This window comes from Flagellimonas chongwuensis (genome assembly GCF_013376415.1).
GTDB classification, from domain to species: domain Bacteria; phylum Bacteroidota; class Bacteroidia; order Flavobacteriales; family Flavobacteriaceae; genus Flagellimonas; species Flagellimonas chongwuensis.
In genome coordinates this window covers 747534-764196 of record NZ_WYET01000001.1, presented here as the reverse complement: position 1 = coordinate 764196, position 16663 = coordinate 747534, and the positions used below count along the sequence as shown (strand labels likewise).

The window sequence follows — 16663 nt, the reverse complement described above, 5'->3', positions numbered from 1 at the left end:
ATAGTTAAACCATGAACTTAAACAAGAGCCAGTTATCACTTTTGATCACTTTCTTCGCTATGTCCATAGTGATATTATTGCTGTTCAATATTCACTTAGGGGGCATACAAGAGGATGAGTACGTTATTGAAATGAGCTTGGCCGATGAGGATATCGAGAAACTTCTGGAAGAGGAAGAGGAGCGATTGGAAGAAATGCAAGCCGCCAACGACCCCATTAAAAGCCACATGGCGGTCAATGAAACCGCAAAACCCAGTGTTGGAAATCCCGAACCTTTAAAGACCCTTGAAGAACTTATTGAAGAAAGAGCATTGAGCAGCGAGACCGGGGAATATGCCGATAACTCAGGTTTTGAGGACCAATTAAAACAATTGAAAGCACAACGGGACGAGAAAAAAGAAAAACTTGGCGAACGCGATGCTCAAAAAGAGGAGTTCACCAATTATTTAAAAGATAGACGTACCTCCATCTCCTATTCTTTGTTGGAAAGAAATGCCTACTATCTTCCTCCACCCATCTACACTTGTATTGAAGGTGGTAAGGTCGTCATCAATATTACTGTGGACGAAAATGGTTATGTAAACGAGGCGACCTTCAACGATAAAAGTTCGGGAACCAGTAATGGTTGCTTAGTGGACAATGCTATCGCTTATGCACTAAAGGCACGTTTTAGCCCGGATTCCAAAGCATCCCAAATCGGGACGATAACCTATCTATTCCAGAGCAAGTAATTCCAGAATATCTTCCAAGATATTTTGACCCTTATTTTTATTGTACCAAAGTTGTAGCTCTTGTTTGAACTCATCGGTCAATTTACCATGTTCTCTTTTGTAGTCCTCCACCATTTGGGTAGCCATGCTTGGTCTTGGACCCCACTCCCCAATGATTTCATTATTGGCTTTATCAAACACGATAACTTTGGGAATTGAGCGGGCACCGTTGGTAAGGAACAGATCCATTAAATCGAGATTTTCATCCCTTAACACAATCTTTAATGAAATACTTGGGCTTGCTTCAGCTATTTTATTCATAATAGGCAAACTGGCCGCTGCATCACCGCACCAGCTTTCGGTAAGTACGAGCAGGACCAATTCCTTATCGTAGGATTTCAATTTTTCCCGGACCTCCTCGGAAATCTTGAATGTTTTTTCCCAACGCGACATCCGCTTGTCGCCCAGTTTGGTGTAATTCACATATATTTCGGATTGATTGGGACCGGTGGAACCACCTGTCAAGGCCAATTGAGAGACCAATGCACGATACCTTGGATAATCCATTGCCTTTGAGATGTATTCCTGAACCATTTCCAACCTGTTCTTCTCCAGTATTTCCATAAAAACATTTTTTCAAAAGTAGCACCATGCATTTAGCGGTTAGGTGACTTTTGTCATTGGTTGTTTGTTAGATTGAAACCTTACAATGTTTTTGGGTTTATGGCCAAACTCTTGAACAACATGGCCTTAGTGTAGAAAAACTTGTTCTGCATCTCATTCTGTTTCAAGTAGGCATCAATAAGCTTGCTTTCCCGCGAATTGATCAAAAACAGGGAACTCTCTCCAAAACTGAACTTTCGCTCCTCGGCTTGCAACATAGTTGTATAGTCTTTAACAATGTCGGATATCAACTGGTTTTGTTGCGTAAAGGAATCCAGTTCGTTATAAATAGCAATCACCTTGTTCTGAATTTCGACTTGTGCGTTGTCCCTTTCGTACTCTGCGTCCCTCAACTTAAACTTGGCCAGTTTTAAATCTCCGCGTTCCTTCCGTAGGAAGATGGGCATCTGAAAACTTAAGCCAGCCTTATAATTTTCGGTCACAAAAGAATCGATAAACTCAGGGGTCTCAGTGATAAAATTGTATTCAGCTTGTAATTTTGGAAGCAATTTATTCGCCTTCAATCTTTTATCAACTGCTAGCCCTTCTATTTTATAATCCAAGGACAACAGCTTTGGATGTGTCTCCAGATTAAAGCTGTCCAACGGTATACCATCTATCTCCAAGGTTGAATTGATATCTATTTCGGGTTGCAAATTAGGAGCTATACCGGGCTGAAGTTCAACGGGAACGTCCTCTATCCATAAAAAATTACTGAGCTCCAATGATTTTTTCATGAGGTTGACCTTTGCCTGCTGATAGCCCAAATCTCGGTTTCGAACGGCAATTTTAGCCTCAACTGTATCAATCATGGCAATATCGCCTGCCAGGGCACTTTCTTTTATCCCTTGAAAACGTATCTCGGCATTCTCCAAAAAATCTTTGTATACCTCAGCATCCCTATAGGCCTTTAACCAATCAAAATAGGCCAAGGATGCATTGTACAACACTTGGTTAACCTGCAGGTCTTGGTCGGCTTTGGTCTGCTCCCTAAAAAGCTTTGCTTTTCTGAGGGTGGCCATACGCTCGTTGATCCAAAACCCCTGTAAAACGGACATGGATACCCCGGCACTGTACAGCCCATCATCGGGCAAGGTTTCATCAGGATTGAGGTAGTACCCTTCATTTTGCTGAAAATTTCCTTTGAGCTCTATCCCAAACCAGGTAGGTATCTTAAAGGTGGCATTCAAGCGGTCCCAGTATTCGGTTTCTTTGAACTCCTTGGTATTGTAATCCACTTCGACCTTGGGATCAAACCCTCCTCTGGCCTTCATAAGATTGGCCTGCCCTATGGCAATGTTCAATTGGGCCTGCTTGGCTACGGGATGATATTTTTTTACATAGCCCAAATACTCTTTAAACCCCAGAACCAAAGAATCTTGCTGAGCGTAAAAAGAACCTACAGTAAAGAAAAAGAGGGTACAAAATAAAAATGATCTTCTATTTCTTTGCGGCATCTGCACTTGTGTTTTGAGGTTGATAATAGTTTGGCGGGAAGCCATTCAGTTGCCTCCATAGTTCGTACCAAATGGGAACATCTTCCAACAGGGCCATGGTACTTGCTCCTGAGCCTACCCGAATATCCTTGGGCCAGGGAGCTTCTTCCTCGTCCGGGGCCAGCAGTATACGATATTTTCCATTGGGACTGATAAAATTCTCGATAGCGACCACTTTTCCCCCAAAGGTACCGTAGGAAACATTGGGCCAGCCGCTGAATACTATGGCAGGCCAACCATCAAATTGGATACGTACCTTCTCATCCAAGTGAATCAAGGGCAAGTCGATGGGATCTACATACGTTTCTACAGCTATATCATAATCTGAAGGCATGATGCCGACCAATTGGGCTCCTTCCTTAAAAGTTTCCCCAATTCCAGACTGTATGGCCTTGGTGATATACCCATTTTGAGGGGCCCGTATAAACAGCATATCACTCCTCATCTCATAATTGGTATACTGGTTCTCCAGTTTTGTTACCTGCGCTTCTGAGTCGAACTGATTGGATTGGGCCGTATAAAGATCACTTTGTGCTTTTGAAATTTTATCGGTGTACTCTGCCTGCACTCGATTGATCTCTACCTGGGCATTGATTACATCATTTTTACTGGCCAACAATTTATTTTCTTGGCTAATGAGCTTTGCCTGTGTCTCTTGCAATTTTAATCGTTTTTCTTCTAGATCGGTAACGGCCTTTAACCCCTCATCTTGCAATTTTTCAACTCGGTCGTACTGTCTCTGGGCAATCGAAATATTGGTCTTGGCCGCTTCTAGATCTATACTATCGCTTTTTACCTTTAGTTTTGACTGCATCAACTTGTTCCTAGCTTGTTCCAGTTTTAAACCGAGTTCTTGGTTCAACGCTTTGATCTGCTGGTTCAAGGCTTTTACTTTTTCCTGATAGGACGTCACGGACATGGACTTGGCCTTAATCTGCTGCCCGGTTCGCTCTACCAAATTTGGGTCAAAATATTCGCTCTTTACCTCGGAGATATGCAAAATAGTATCTCCCTTTTCCACATATTGACCTTCTCTCACAAACCATTTTTCAATCCGGCCGGGTATTGGCGACTGGATTGTTTGAGGTCTTTGATCCGGTGTCAAAGTGGTAAGGTACCCTCGACCAGATATGTTCTGGGTCCACGGCAGAAACATCATAAAAACAACAATTATGGAAAAGGATGCCAAGAAGCGATTGAACTGCTTGTAGTGCCTCTTATGGAACACTTTTTTACCAGCTTCGTAACCGGTAAGGTCCACCTTTTCGTTCAGTTTATTATTTGAAGAAATATTCAGCATGAACTTTAATTTACGTTGATCAATCTACCTTTTTCCATACGGATTACTTGATTACAGCGTTTTGCCCACTTGGGATTTTCGCTAACAACGACCAAAGCCCATCCGTTGGCGGGGTCAGTTAAGAAATCCATCATTCTTTCTGTTTCTTCCTCATCATATTGCTCCAATGGGTCCTTGAGCACCATCAATTTGGGACGGGTTACTATGCTTCGGGCCAAAACAATTTTTCTGGAGATAAAGTCGGGGAATTTTTTTCCTTCAGGATACAGGACGGTTTTTAACCCCTGCGGCTGCTCCTTCACAAATTCTGAAAGACTTACTTTTTCCAAGGCCCAATACACATCTTCCATAGAGATGTCCTTGTTACCGAAGGTAATATTGTCCAATAAGGTTCCTTCAAAGGGATATTCCTCCGTTAACGAATGACCAAGATATGATCTATACTGGCTCAATTTGATTCCTTTAAGCGCTACATTGTTCACATATATCTTGCCTTCATCCGGTTCTAGAATACCGGCAATCATTCTTAGCAACGTTGACCTTCCCGACCCACTTTTTCCTTGAATCAGCAACTTTGTTTCTGGTTTTATAGTGAGCGATAAGTGGTCTATTATTTTCTTATCCAATCCGGGCACCTTGTACACGATATCTTCCAGCTCCACCATTAATCCTTCATTTTCCTTGAACGGGGTTTCCCCTTCTTGTGGTTCCAATTCCTTATCCACGACCTGCCCCATTTTTTCCAATGAAGTCAATAAATCATAAAATGTCTCGAGACCCAAAATCAATTTTTCCACAGAACTGATAACCAATAGAATAATGATTTCCGCCGCCACAAACTGACCAATGTTCATCTGCTGCTCCAGTACCAAGAGCCCCCCGATCAAAAGCAACCCTGCGGTAACCAAAACCTTGAAACCTATCATCTGGATAAATTGCAATACCAACACTCTAAAGTGACTTTCCCTCGCATCCAAATAGTCATCTACCAACGTGTCGTTCTTTTCAAGGGCATGGGAGGTCTTACCAGAAAGTTTAAAACTGATAATGGAACGGGCGATTTCTTGAACCCAATGAGCTACTTTGTATTTGATCTTGGATTCTTCCAAACTGGTATCCAAGCCCCTTTGTGCAGTAAACTTGAACACTATATAAATGAGTACCAGTAACAACAATCCATAGATAATAAAGAAAGGGTGATAAAACGACAGCAACAATAGTCCGAAAACAATCTGTAGCAGAGCCGCCGGGAAATCTATCAATATTTTGGATAAGGATTTTTGTACGGTAAGAGTATCAAAAAAGCGATTGGCAAGTTCCGGAGGATAATAATACCTAAGCTCACTCATCTTGATTTTTGGAAAGCGGTAGGCAAACTCAAAGGAAGACCTCGTGAATATCTTTTGCTGCAAGTTCTCTATAATCCTTATCTGCATTAACTGCAAAACCCCAACAAAGGCCACACCCATGGTTACAAGAACCACCAATACAATCCAAGAAGTACTCACACGGGCCCCTTGAATCAGGTTAATAATGGCCTGTATTCCCAAAGGCAAGGAAAGATTGACCAGCCCCGCAAAAATGGCGTAGTAAAAAATTTGAAGAATATCCTTTTTGTCCAAGGAGAGCAAACCGGTTAGCCGCTGCCAGGCAGAGAGTATTTTTTTATTGGCCATGTACTTTTTGATTTAGTGTGCGGAATATCAAATCCGTGAAAAATGCGGTAGGGGTTACCTCTTCACTACAGTTTGTGAGAGATGGAAAGTGCGATTTTAAAAAATTCTGGTGTAACGAACCTTCAAGCACATTACTGGCCAGACTAGTCGGAAATTCATAATCACCGTCCACATCAGAAATCATTTTGCTGAGACGACCCACTAACCTTTTGCATATGATAAAGCTCCCTTCCGCCCCATCATTGTTCATTTCTTTCACAAGATAGGACTTTGAATACTCGTTAATGATTATCTTGTTAAGTACCACTTCGTTAATATGCGAAAAGGAGGAATCTTCCTCTACTGTCTGTGTCAATACTTCAATGGAAGCTGCCAATTTTTCCACGGGGTCGGAAATTGCATTGGTAGAAAAAACCATCTTGTACTCCACCCAACCCCAATACCAAGAGGCCAGATAAAGCAATAGCTTGTGCTTGTTCTCAAAATATCGGTAAATCGAACTCTCGTTTGAGTGTATTCTAACACCCAATTTCTTAAACGTAAAGGATTCGAAACCAATTTCATCTATCAACAATATACTCTGCTCCACGATTTTCTTCCCCAAATCTGACGATTCAGGGTCTTTAACATAGAGTTTTTCATCGATTTCCAGTTTCACAGATTGTAGTAAAATGTCCATGCTATTCCATTTTTAAAACAAAGTCTCGCAAAAATAATAGCATTACTATTAACATGCATCACTTTAACTTGCACTTAACGATTTCTTATTTTGCCTTACTTTTACTTAAAATTGATTGCTATGGATAAACATAGATGTGGCTGGTGCATCGGCGACACCCTTTATGAAGCCTATCATGACGAGGAATGGGGCGTTCCTGTCAAAGATGATGAAACTCTTTTCGAATTTTTGATCTTGGAGACCTTTCAAGCGGGCCTGAGTTGGATAACTATATTAAGAAAACGTGAAAATTTTAGGCAGGCCTTTGACCATTTTGACTACAAAAAGATTGCAAAGTATGATCAAGCTAAGATTGATGCCCTTCTACAAGACACGGGAATCGTTAGAAATAAACTAAAAGTCAATGCTACAGTCACCAACGCCATTGCTTTTATGGAAGTCCAAAAAGAATTTGGTAGTTTTAGTAAATACATTTGGGGATTTGTAGGACATAAGCCCATTAAAAACGAGTTGAAAAACTACAAAAATGCTCCGGCAACCACCGACTTATCCGATACAATCAGTAAAGATTTAAAAAAGCGTGGCTTCAAGTTTGTGGGAAGCACAGTAATTTACGCCCACATGCAGGCCACAGGCATGGTCAACGACCACGAAGTAAACTGTTTTAGATACCATGAAGTTTAAATACCTCCTATTTGTAATCGTTGGTACTGTGCAAATCACATCTGCGCAAAACAAGTACGAACAGGAATCCAGAATAGACAAGGCCGACTTCCCGAACAGCGCCTATCTGTTAATTGAAGATTACCTGAAAGATGCCAAACGAGTACGTTTTTACCAAGAAACGGATAGTACCAAAAAAAGCTTTGAAACCAAATTTAAAAAAGGGCGATTGCATTACAGCGTTGAGTTCGATGAAGAAGGAACACTCGAAGATGTAGAGTTTAAGATAAAGGAAAGGGACATTCCGAACGATACATGGAATACTATCCAATCCTATTTGGATGAAAACCACTACAAACACAGAGTAAAAAAAATTCAACAGCAATATCCCTTACGTGAAGAAAAGTCGGTTGAAAAGACTTTACACAATGCATTTCAGAACTTGATTCTGCCCGATGTAAACTACGAATTGGTCTTTTCTGCCAAAGAAAGTGGCGGTTTTCAAGAATATGAGGCGCTTTTCGATTCTGAAGGGCAGTTGATACGATTGCGAAAATCCCTTCCCCCAAGTTATGATCATGTACTTTATTAAACGGATTTTACTTGTTTCATTAGTACTGTTGATGACTTCCGTATCCGTAAAAGGTCAAGAAAACCTAACGGGTTACTGGCAGCCACAATTTGCTGTAAACTATAAGGTAGCGAGTGCGTACTCACATAATTTTTCCATCGCTAACAGAAACTTTCTCTATGAGAACGAAGATTTTACATTTAGGGTGAAACAATTGGATTTTACCCACTTTTCAAAACTTGAGATCAAGGATAACCAAAGTATTGCTCTTGGTGTAATGTACAGGTTTTACAATAGCAGGGAGAACGAACTTAGATTCACCCAACAATACAACGTAACCCACAAGCCGTTCGCCATACGTTTTGGACATCGGTTCCGTGCCCAGCAGCGTATCACCAATTCCTTGACCACACATAGGTTTAGATACCGCTTTGCCATGGATTTTCCATTAATGGGAGAAAAATTGGATTTGGGGGAACCTTATTTTGTAGGAAGCTTTGAAAATCTCTTGAGCGTGGCAAAACAGAACTCACCCGAATACGACATACGCTTGGTCGGGCAAGTGGGCTGGGAATTGCACGGTGGCATGAAATTGCAAATAGGGGTAGAATATCGTATGGAGGATTACACTTCCAATGTTCCGGAACACATCCTTTTTCTACTGACCAGTGCGCAAATTTCCTTGTAGCAGTTTAACGAATTCTTTTCTAGGAATAAGTTCGGCACCCAAACTTTCCAAATGATCGGTGTGCACTTGACAATCTATAACCTGATACCCTTTCTCACCCAATTCCCTTGCCATTTGTATAAATGCAAACTTTGAGGCATTGGCCCGTAAGCTGAACATGCTCTCTCCGCAAAACACATGCCCTAGGTCAATTCCGTAGAGTCCTCCAACCAAATCTTCATTTTCCCAGACCTCATAGGATTTTGCATGCCCCTTTTCGAACAACTTCATGTAAGCGGTTTTCATTTCGGGCGTAATCCATGTACCATCTTGGCCTTTACGACGAATTTGGGCGCAGTAGTCGATTACCTGTTCAAAGCAGGTGTTTTGGGTTAGCACGAAAGACCCATCCCGAATTACTTTTCGCATGCTCTTGGACACTTTTACTTTATGTGGAAACAGCACCATCCTTGGGTCGGGCGTCCACCATAAAATCAGTGAGTCATCATTGAACCATGGAAAAACCCCATTTTTATAGGCCAGCAGCAATCGCTCCGGTGAAAGGTCTCCACCTACCGCGAGCAAACCATCATCACTGGCATTATCAACAGGAGGAAACTCCAATCTCTTGTTCAAAAAATATAGGGGAGTATTTTCCAAGGGCAATTTTTTCTAAAAATACAAATCAGCCCAAAAACTAAAAAATCCGAACATAACGTCCGGATTTTCGAATTCTATCGATGGTAAATCTATCTATTAGAATGGAAGATCATCGTGGTCCTCATCATTGTAATCATCGGCCGGTTCAAAGGCTTCCATTGGTGGAACCGGAGGCATGTTATCGCCTGCAGCCTCGGACTGAAGGTTCTCTATTCGCCATCCTTGGATGGAGTTGAAATATTTGGTTTCTCCTTGAGGGTTTACCCATTCCCTTCCTCTCAGGTTGATACTGATCTTCACCATTTGCCCCACGGAATAGTTGTTGAGCAAATCACATTTGTCCTGAACAAACTCTACCAATATATGCTGCGGATATTGTTCTTCAGTGGTCACGACCACCTCTCTTTTTCTGAAACCGTTGTTGCCATAGGTTTTGGTCTCATCTATCATTTTGATTCTTCCCTGAACTTCCATGCAATGTTAATTTTTGTTGAAAATTCAAAAGTACATAAAATGAATCCTAATGACATCCGTTATTTAAACTAACTATCAACATGTTTTCCAATTACCTATCTTTAAAAAGAATTTGACCACCAATGGATTTTAGTACCAAACGGAAAACCTCCAATATTATACTGCTGGTATCGGCATTCATCATTGTAAGTCTTATTCTATGGAACACCAATAGCTTTTTCCGAAAGTTTAAGGAGGAGGAACGCCTAAAAATGGAAATTTGGGCAACAGCGCAGTTGGAACTTGTTCAATCATCGGTAGATCAGGAACTGGGTAACCTTACCCTCAAAGTTCTGGGCAACAACACGTCTACCCCAATGATTCTGGTTAACGAGGAAGGTTCCTATAAAACCCATAATATTCCCGAGGACAAAATTGCCGACAGCGCATACATCCAGCAAAAGATAGCACAGTTCAAAAATGAGAACCAACCCATTCAAATCATTCAGGAAGACGAACTGCTCGAAACTCTGTATTATGGCAATTCGGAGGTACTCAACAAACTAAAATATTATCCACTTGCCCTTTTGTTGATTATTTTTTTATTCGGGGCAGTAATATTCTTTTTCTTCCGGACCAACAAAGCATCGGAACAGAACAAGCTCTGGGCCGGCATGGCCAAGGAAACGGCGCATCAAATCGGAACGCCGCTCACATCTCTTTTGGGTTGGAACGAACTACTGAAATCTGAAGATATCAATCCTGAGGTGACCCAAGAAATAGCAAAGGACATTGATAGGTTGGAAACCATTACAGAACGATTTTCCAAAATTGGTTCTATTCCAGAATTGAAGGACCATGATATTGTAAATGAAACCAAAAAGGCATTCGAGTACCTGAAGCAACGTAGTTCCAAACTGGTACATTTTTCCTTTAGCTCCAATATAGATGAAGCCCACGTGCTTATGAACCCCCCATTGTACAACTGGAGTATAGAAAATCTGGTAAAGAATGGCATTGATGCCATGAAGGGCAAGGGAAATATTGCCATCCAAATAGAGAAAAAGGGACAAAACATCAATATTCTGGTATCGGATACCGGCCATGGAATCCCCAAAAGTGATTTTCAGAACATCTTCAATCCCGGTGTAACTTCCAAGCAAAGAGGCTGGGGATTAGGGCTTTCGTTGGTAAAAAGAATTGTTGAAGAGTACCATAAAGGAAAAATTAAAGTATTTTCGTCTAGTAAAGAAGGAACTATCATGCAAATTACCCTACGAGCACTATAAATTTGAATTATGGCAAAAGAAAAGCAACTCGTAATACAAGAAGCTGATATCACCAACAATTGCCCCAAATGTTTTAATCAGGAACTTAAGATTACGTTTTATCAAAAACACACGTTTAATGCACTGTACCACAGAACTACCGGTGTGGTGACCAATGAGATCAAGTGCAAAAAATGCAACTCCACCATATATCCTGTGGATTGGACACCCGATATTGAAAGGGTTTTTGATTACTACAACAAATTGGTAAAACCAGACAGGCCCGCGGTGCGTTTTACCATGCTATTTTTTGTGGTTTTGGTCCTAATGCTATGTCTTGTAGCGGCCGGCGTCTATTTTATGATAGAGGGCTAAAGATGTGACTTGATTTGTTCCGCTACCGCTTCAAACTCATCTGAGGTAAGACTCTCCTTATTTTGAAACGTAGCATTGGCCATACTTTGCAACGGAATTAAATGTACGTGCACATGAGGCACCTCTAAACCAATAACCGTCATCCCCACTCTTTTACAGGGCACTGCTTTTTGTATGGCAAGACCAACTTTTCTTGAGAAGGCCATGAGTTTCATGTAAGATTCCTCATCAAGATCCAAAATCTTGTCCACTTCCTTTTTTGGGACACATAGCGTGTGTCCTTTGGAATTGGGGTTAATATCCAAAAAAGCAAAATGATCTTCATCCTCCGCTATTTTATAAGAAGGCATATCTCCATTGATAATCTTGGTAAAAATGCTGGCCATTTTAATTCAGTTTAAAATAAAAAAATCCCGTGCTATGACGGGATTAAATATACCAATTTAGTTGCTGTTACTCTCGAGTGATCTCTAAAATCTCAAATTTGAGTGTTCCATTGGGAACCTTGATCTCGGCAACATCACCTACTTTTTTGCCCAATAACCCTTTACCAATCGGAGATGTCACGGAAATCTTACCTGCCTTTAGATTCGCTTCGCTCTCTGCCACCAAGGTATACTTCATTTCCATCCCATTGGCCTGGTTCTTTAGCTTAACGGTAGAAAGTACTAATATCTTGGAGGTATCCAGTTGTGATTCGTCTATCAAACGGGCATTGGCCAAGGTTTCTTCCATTTTGGAAATCTTCATTTCCAAAAGCCCTTGGGCCTCTTTGGCCGCATCATATTCCGCATTTTCTGAAAGATCTCCCTTGTCTCTTGCTTCAGCAATGGCCTGTGACGCTTTTGGACGCTCTACATCCTTAAGTTGGTTCAATTCGTCCCTCAATTTCTTTAATCCTTCGGGTGTATAGTATGATACTTTGCTCATATCGTTAATTTTTAATGCAAAGAGGCATTGAAGAAAATCAAAAAATTTCCCCAATGTACTCTTCCTCTACAAATACAAAAAATCCTCAACGATGCCCATGACCTGCATGGTTTTTGCGAGGATTTAACGCAAATATAGAGAATTTTTGTTCAACTTTGCTGCCGTAACGTACTGAAACTATCGAACATGAAGCACCTCTGGGCCATAGTATTATTGGCACTGGTATTATCCTGTAGCTCCGACACTTCCAATAGAAATCCATATTTGCAAGAAGTACGATTTCGTTTTGAGTTGAACCTTAACCTGCCCTTATACAATAATTTACAAAACATTGGAAATCCTGTTTACGTGGGTAACAATGGAGTGGGAACTCGAGGCGCTTTTGTTATCAATACAGGGTCCAGTTTTATGGCTTGGGAAGCCAGTTGTCCCAATCATGTACCCAATGAATGTTCCACCATGACAATCGACGGGCAGAACGCTGTATGTAGCTGCGAAGGTTATACCTATAGTTTGTTTACCGGACAATTATTGGATAGGCCCGATGATGGAAACCGATACCATGACCTCTTATTTTATAGGGCTACCCAAAGTGGAAACGTGGTCATCATATCTAATTAGTCCTGAAGAATGAAGTATAGAAAACTAGGAAAAACAGGAATAGAAGTCTCTGAAATCTCCTTGGGTACTTGGCAGGTAGGTGGAAAATGGGGCTCTGGATTCAATGATGCTTTAGCTGAACAAATTATTAATGAAGCAATAGATGACGGTGTAAACTTTATAGACACCGCTGATGTCTATGAAGCCGGTGCAAGTGAGGCAGCCGTTGGCCGAGTGGTAAAATCAAGGTCCGAAGAAGTTTTTGTGGCCACAAAATGTGGAAGACAAATCAATCCGCACATTAATGAAGGATATACCCCGGAGGTGCTTAGAAAATATGTGGAGGACAGCTTAAAAAACACTGGGCTGGAAGCCGTAAATGAACTTAAAAAGGTATTTCCTGATAGAGAAAGCCTGGCTCCCATTGCACTTCGTTGGATATTGGATTTTCCCGAGGTCGGTTGCATTATTCCCGGAGCATCCAAAGTTGAACACCTGAACAGCAATATCAATGCTGCTAAACTACCTCCGTTAACAAAAAAAGAGAAAGTTGCCGTCAACGACATCTACGAAAAGTACATCAAAAAACACGTGCATCAACTTTGGTAGCACCTTAAAGTGTTCCCAGAATTTTTTCCATAACCCAACTGGTATGTAGCCCCGTTTTTCCCGTTGATGGGTGTGTCGCCTTTTCAAGAAGGTGAAGTTTGATATTCTCTGCGTGAAATTCTTGAATGTGTTGGGGGTGTACAATTTCCAATGCTTGATGTCCTGATGCATTGTTCAGTTCAATGGGAGCCTCATCCAGAACGGCAAAACGAATACTGCCTTCGGAACCTAATATTTCAACCTTGTCCGTCCGATCATGGGTGCCAAAGTTCCAATTACCTGTACCCGTTATCCCTCCATCATGCATCCAATGGGCCGCTACTGCATCAAAAGCAGTATATAGCCCTAGTTGATTGGTTGCTGTTCCATTAACCTCTACAATATCACCCAACAGAAAGATGAACAAATCCAGGCCATGGCTGGCCAAATCATCAAAATACCCTCCTCTGGCGATAGCCAAATCGGTACGCCAGTTGTATTTTTTACTCAAATCCAGTTCACTGGGCGGTTTAGTCTTTTGCCAATGGATATGGCGGACTTCACCGATCAGACCATCATCCAACCATTGCTTGACTTTCAAAAATCTGGGCAAAGAACGGCGATAATAAGCTATAAAAAGAGGAACATCCCCTTTCCGAAAAGCTTCATAAATGGCCAAACTATCATCATACGTAGGGGCCATGGGTTTTTCTATACAACAAGGTTTCCCCGCTGCAACTACTTTTAAAGCGTAAAATTTATGGGTATCGGGAGGTGTAGCAATATAAACTGCATCAATATTTGGATTGCCGATTACTTCATCAGCATCGGTCGTCCAATGAGGAATCCGGTGCCTTTTGGCATAATCTTCGGCTTTTTCCGAATCGCGCCGCATTACCATGGCAACCTCAAAACCGGGTGTAATCTTATAGGCTGGCACGCTTTTTATTTCGGCTACGGCACCACAACCGATAACGCCCCAGCGCAGGGGCTTTTCTTCTGAAAAATTAAAACGGGATTCTGTCATTATGGATAAATTTACAGAATCCCGTTCTTTTTACACCTTAAAAGTTGATGGTCGCTCCCACAAGAAAATTGATTCCTGCTTGTGGATAGTAACCGGCACCTTCAATTGTGGTAATGGTTCCAGGATTGGAATAGTCATCATCAAACGTGTAGAAATATCCGTTGGAGACAATATCGGCATCAAAAATATTGTTCACCAAACCGGAAAGTTCAATACTCTTTATAAAAGAGTTCATGTTGATCGTGTACTGAATATTGAAATCCGTTTGGGTATAGCTATCCAAAGCCGAGCCTTCGGAATCTATATTGCCCATGTATTGTTTGCCTACAAACTTTGAAAGCAATGAAACCTGAAAGTTGGTGTTGGGCTGATAGGTGATAATGTTGCCCGCAATCAATTTTGGGGAGAAGGCAATATTTGTATTTCCCAAATCTTGAAGCTCTCCATCCCGCTCAAAGAAATAATCTAGGTTCCTGTTATCGCTCAAAGCAATGTTCGGTCTCCATTTAAAGGAATTGGAGAGCGTTACGTTGGCATCGATTTCCAATCCTAAACGATAACTATCACCAACGTTGGACCTCAACGGGGCCCCTACATCATTCAAACCTCCAGTCAAAACCAACTGATCTTTGTAACGCATATAGTACACATTGGTGTTCAACTGAAAACTTGGTGAAACGTATCTCCAGCCCAGCTCAAAATCGTTGAGTTTTTCAGGTTTTGGGCTTCCGCTTTCGTAATCGTTACGGTTGGGCTCCCTATTGGCTCGCGCATACGAAAAGTAAAAGTTATTGTTTCGGTTCAAATCGAAAGTGACTCCAGCTTTCGGGTTAAAAAAATTGAATGTATCGTCCACTAGACCAGTATCCTCGCCATTGGCCTGATAACCAACACCACGATATTGCACATCTCCGAACAAGGACCACTGGTCCGTAAGCTGATAATTAACCTTTGTGTAAAAGTTTATATCTGTTTTGGTGGAATTATCGTCATAATACCTATCACGAATTTCACTATTGCGTGCATATTCTGCCCATATGATTTCGCCAAAGTGGTCTCCTTTGTATTCATTGTACCCCCCGCCCATAATTAGTTCTAGGCTTTCACTTTTGTAGGTAGCGGAAAATACGGTTCCATAAAAATCATTGTCCAACCAACGGCGGCGAATCAAATCGGTAGTTTCTACCAATTCTCCATTTACTGTGAAAGGTTCCAGACCATAAGTAGCAAAATCGTCTTCTTCCCTGTATTGCTCAAAAAAGCCCCGGCCTCTTGTATAGTGAACGGCCAAATGCGTGTTCCATGCGGAGTTCCAAGTCTCGTACCAGTGCAATTGAAAATGGTCTTGCTTATAATTGTCGACCTCATTTTCATAGTATTGAGTATTTCCGTTATCATCGGTATATTCCCCGGCCGAGTTGTAGGTACGGTTATCTTCCAACTGGTCTGCGGTTATACCGTTCCACGCCTGATAGGTAATTTCGTGTCCACCAAAAAGCAACGCCTTGATCAAGGTATTATCATCTTTATAAGTTCCTTGCAGAAAATAACTTTCCAATTCAGAGGATGCCCGATCTACGTAACCATCTGAAGTTACCCGTGATAAACGTCCAGAAAATTCAAAATGGTCGTTCATTAAACCCGTGCTAAACTTTACGTTGCTGCGCAGTGTATTAAAACTTCCTACTGATGATGAGATTTTGGCATATGCTTCCTCCGAAAAAGCATCGGTAAGCATGTTTAAGCTAGCCCCAAAGGCACCTGCACCATTCGTAGATGTTCCCACGCCACGCTGCAATTGCAAACTTTGGGTAGAGGAAGCAAAATCGGGCATGTTCACCCAAAAAGTACCATGCGATTCTGCATCGTTATACGGAATACCGTTAATTGTAACGTTGACTCTTGTTGCATCGCTACCACGAACCCGCATACTGGTGTAACCGATACCCGCCCCAGCATCCGATGTGGTCACAACGGCTGGCATAAAATTCATGAGAATCGGGATGTCCTGACCGAGATTTCGAGGAGCCAGTTCCACCTTGTCCAAATCAGAAAAAGTAATGGGGAAATCCTTGGTAATCCTTATGGACTGAACAAGGACTTCATCGAGGACAACCTTTGTGCCCTCAAGGCTGTCAATAGGTTCCTCTTGCGCACTTAAGGAAAGTGCCAGGCCAAATAAGGCCATACCTGCAAATAGCGTTTTGGTGCGATGTCCTTTGCTTTTTTCTGACGGTCGCAATAAGCCGCCTGAAAGGGCTTCTTTTTGAATAATTGAATAGAGTTTCATTCGTAAAAATGTTACGAATAAAAGGGGTCATTATTCTTTGTTAAAAA

General features: G+C 41.6%; 19 protein-coding genes. 8 read left to right on the top strand and 11 right to left on the bottom strand.

Annotated elements, in window-relative coordinates:
- Positions 1–11: 11 nt before the first annotated feature.
- Positions 12–731, top strand: coding sequence for an energy transducer TonB (locus tag GUA46_RS03375; protein WP_176619288.1), 720 nt, complete (start codon positions 12–14; stop codon positions 729–731).
- Here the strand turns inward: GUA46_RS03375 and GUA46_RS03370 are convergent.
- From GUA46_RS03370 to GUA46_RS03350, 5 genes are all read right to left on the bottom strand, one after another.
- Entirely contained in the window at positions 714–1334 is a 621-nt protein-coding gene (locus GUA46_RS03370; protein ID WP_108245891.1) for a thioredoxin family protein, read from the bottom strand. The two genes, GUA46_RS03375 and GUA46_RS03370, sit on opposite strands and share 18 nt — an antisense overlap.
- 80 nt (positions 1335–1414) lie before the next feature.
- Positions 1415–2830, bottom strand: a complete 1416-nt coding sequence (locus tag GUA46_RS03365) for a TolC family protein (RefSeq protein WP_176619287.1) — start codon at positions 2828–2830, stop codon at positions 1415–1417.
- Positions 2814–4169 carry an HlyD family secretion protein gene (locus tag GUA46_RS03360; protein WP_176619286.1) on the bottom strand — a complete coding sequence of 452 codons (1356 nt, stop codon included), beginning with the start codon at positions 4167–4169 and terminating at the stop codon, positions 2814–2816. The genes GUA46_RS03365 and GUA46_RS03360 overlap by 17 nt, the downstream gene beginning before the upstream one ends.
- A 5-nt stretch (positions 4170–4174) precedes the next feature.
- Positions 4175–5845, bottom strand: coding sequence for a peptidase domain-containing ABC transporter (locus GUA46_RS03355; RefSeq protein ID WP_176619285.1), 1671 nt, complete (start codon positions 5843–5845; stop codon positions 4175–4177).
- Positions 5835–6524: a TetR/AcrR family transcriptional regulator gene (locus GUA46_RS03350; protein ID WP_176619284.1), complete on the bottom strand. Its 690-nt coding sequence runs from the start codon at positions 6522–6524 to the stop codon at positions 5835–5837. The genes GUA46_RS03355 and GUA46_RS03350 overlap by 11 nt, the downstream gene beginning before the upstream one ends.
- A 120-nt stretch (positions 6525–6644) precedes the next feature.
- On the opposite strand from GUA46_RS03350, the gene GUA46_RS03345 reads away from it, so the two are divergent.
- Genes GUA46_RS03345 through GUA46_RS03335 form a run of 3 tightly spaced genes read left to right on the top strand, consistent with a single transcriptional unit; the run spans position 6645 to position 8446 of the window.
- Entirely contained in the window at positions 6645–7208 is a 564-nt protein-coding gene (locus GUA46_RS03345; RefSeq protein ID WP_176619283.1) for a DNA-3-methyladenine glycosylase I, read from the top strand.
- A complete protein-coding gene (locus tag GUA46_RS03340; RefSeq protein WP_176619282.1) occupies positions 7198–7779 on the top strand; it encodes a hypothetical protein in 582 nt (193 codons plus the stop codon). Before GUA46_RS03345 ends, GUA46_RS03340 begins: the two co-directional genes overlap by 11 nt.
- Positions 7766–8446, top strand: coding sequence for a DUF2490 domain-containing protein (locus GUA46_RS03335; protein ID WP_229418422.1), 681 nt, complete (start codon positions 7766–7768; stop codon positions 8444–8446). The genes GUA46_RS03340 and GUA46_RS03335 overlap by 14 nt, the downstream gene beginning before the upstream one ends.
- Here GUA46_RS03335 and aat read toward each other — a convergent pair.
- Together aat and GUA46_RS03325 are read right to left on the bottom strand one after the other, a co-directional pair.
- Positions 8417–9091: a leucyl/phenylalanyl-tRNA--protein transferase gene (gene aat, locus GUA46_RS03330; protein WP_176619280.1), complete on the bottom strand. Its 675-nt coding sequence runs from the start codon at positions 9089–9091 to the stop codon at positions 8417–8419. The genes GUA46_RS03335 and aat overlap by 30 nt on opposite strands.
- Before the next feature lie 90 nt (positions 9092–9181).
- A complete protein-coding gene (locus GUA46_RS03325) occupies positions 9182–9559 on the bottom strand; it encodes a DUF3127 domain-containing protein (protein ID WP_176619279.1) in 378 nt (125 codons plus the stop codon).
- Between the two features lie 122 nt (positions 9560–9681).
- On the opposite strand from GUA46_RS03325, the gene GUA46_RS03320 reads away from it, so the two are divergent.
- The gene (locus GUA46_RS03320; RefSeq protein WP_108245882.1) at positions 9682–10827 is read left to right on the top strand and encodes a sensor histidine kinase; all 1146 of its coding nucleotides are present in this window, start codon (positions 9682–9684) and stop codon (positions 10825–10827) included.
- A 9-nt stretch (positions 10828–10836) separates the two neighbouring features.
- Positions 10837–11181, top strand: a complete 345-nt coding sequence (locus GUA46_RS03315; protein WP_108245881.1) for a hypothetical protein — start codon at positions 10837–10839, stop codon at positions 11179–11181.
- Here GUA46_RS03315 and GUA46_RS03310 read toward each other — a convergent pair.
- Together GUA46_RS03310 and greA are read right to left on the bottom strand one after the other, a co-directional pair.
- A complete protein-coding gene (locus tag GUA46_RS03310; RefSeq protein ID WP_176619278.1) occupies positions 11178–11567 on the bottom strand; it encodes an HIT family protein in 390 nt (129 codons plus the stop codon). The genes GUA46_RS03315 and GUA46_RS03310 overlap by 4 nt on opposite strands.
- Positions 11568–11634: 67 nt before the next feature.
- Entirely contained in the window at positions 11635–12111 is a 477-nt protein-coding gene (gene greA, locus GUA46_RS03305; protein WP_108245954.1) for a transcription elongation factor GreA, read from the bottom strand.
- Between the two features lie 186 nt (positions 12112–12297).
- Between greA and GUA46_RS03300 the strand changes: the two genes are divergently transcribed.
- Both GUA46_RS03300 and GUA46_RS03295 read left to right on the top strand, forming a co-directional pair.
- A complete protein-coding gene (locus GUA46_RS03300; RefSeq protein ID WP_108245879.1) occupies positions 12298–12732 on the top strand; it encodes a Rieske (2Fe-2S) protein in 435 nt (144 codons plus the stop codon).
- A 9-nt stretch (positions 12733–12741) separates the two neighbouring features.
- A complete protein-coding gene (locus GUA46_RS03295; protein ID WP_176619277.1) occupies positions 12742–13320 on the top strand; it encodes an aldo/keto reductase in 579 nt (192 codons plus the stop codon).
- A gap of 4 nt (positions 13321–13324) precedes the next feature.
- On the opposite strand, the gene GUA46_RS03290 is transcribed toward GUA46_RS03295, so the two are convergent.
- On the bottom strand, positions 13325–14326 hold the full coding sequence (locus tag GUA46_RS03290; protein ID WP_176619276.1) for a Gfo/Idh/MocA family protein: 1002 nt from the start codon (positions 14324–14326) through the stop codon (positions 13325–13327).
- 37 nt (positions 14327–14363) lie between these two features.
- Positions 14364–16616: a TonB-dependent receptor gene (locus GUA46_RS03285; protein WP_176619275.1), complete on the bottom strand. Its 2253-nt coding sequence runs from the start codon at positions 16614–16616 to the stop codon at positions 14364–14366.
- Positions 16617–16663: the final 47 nt, after the last annotated feature.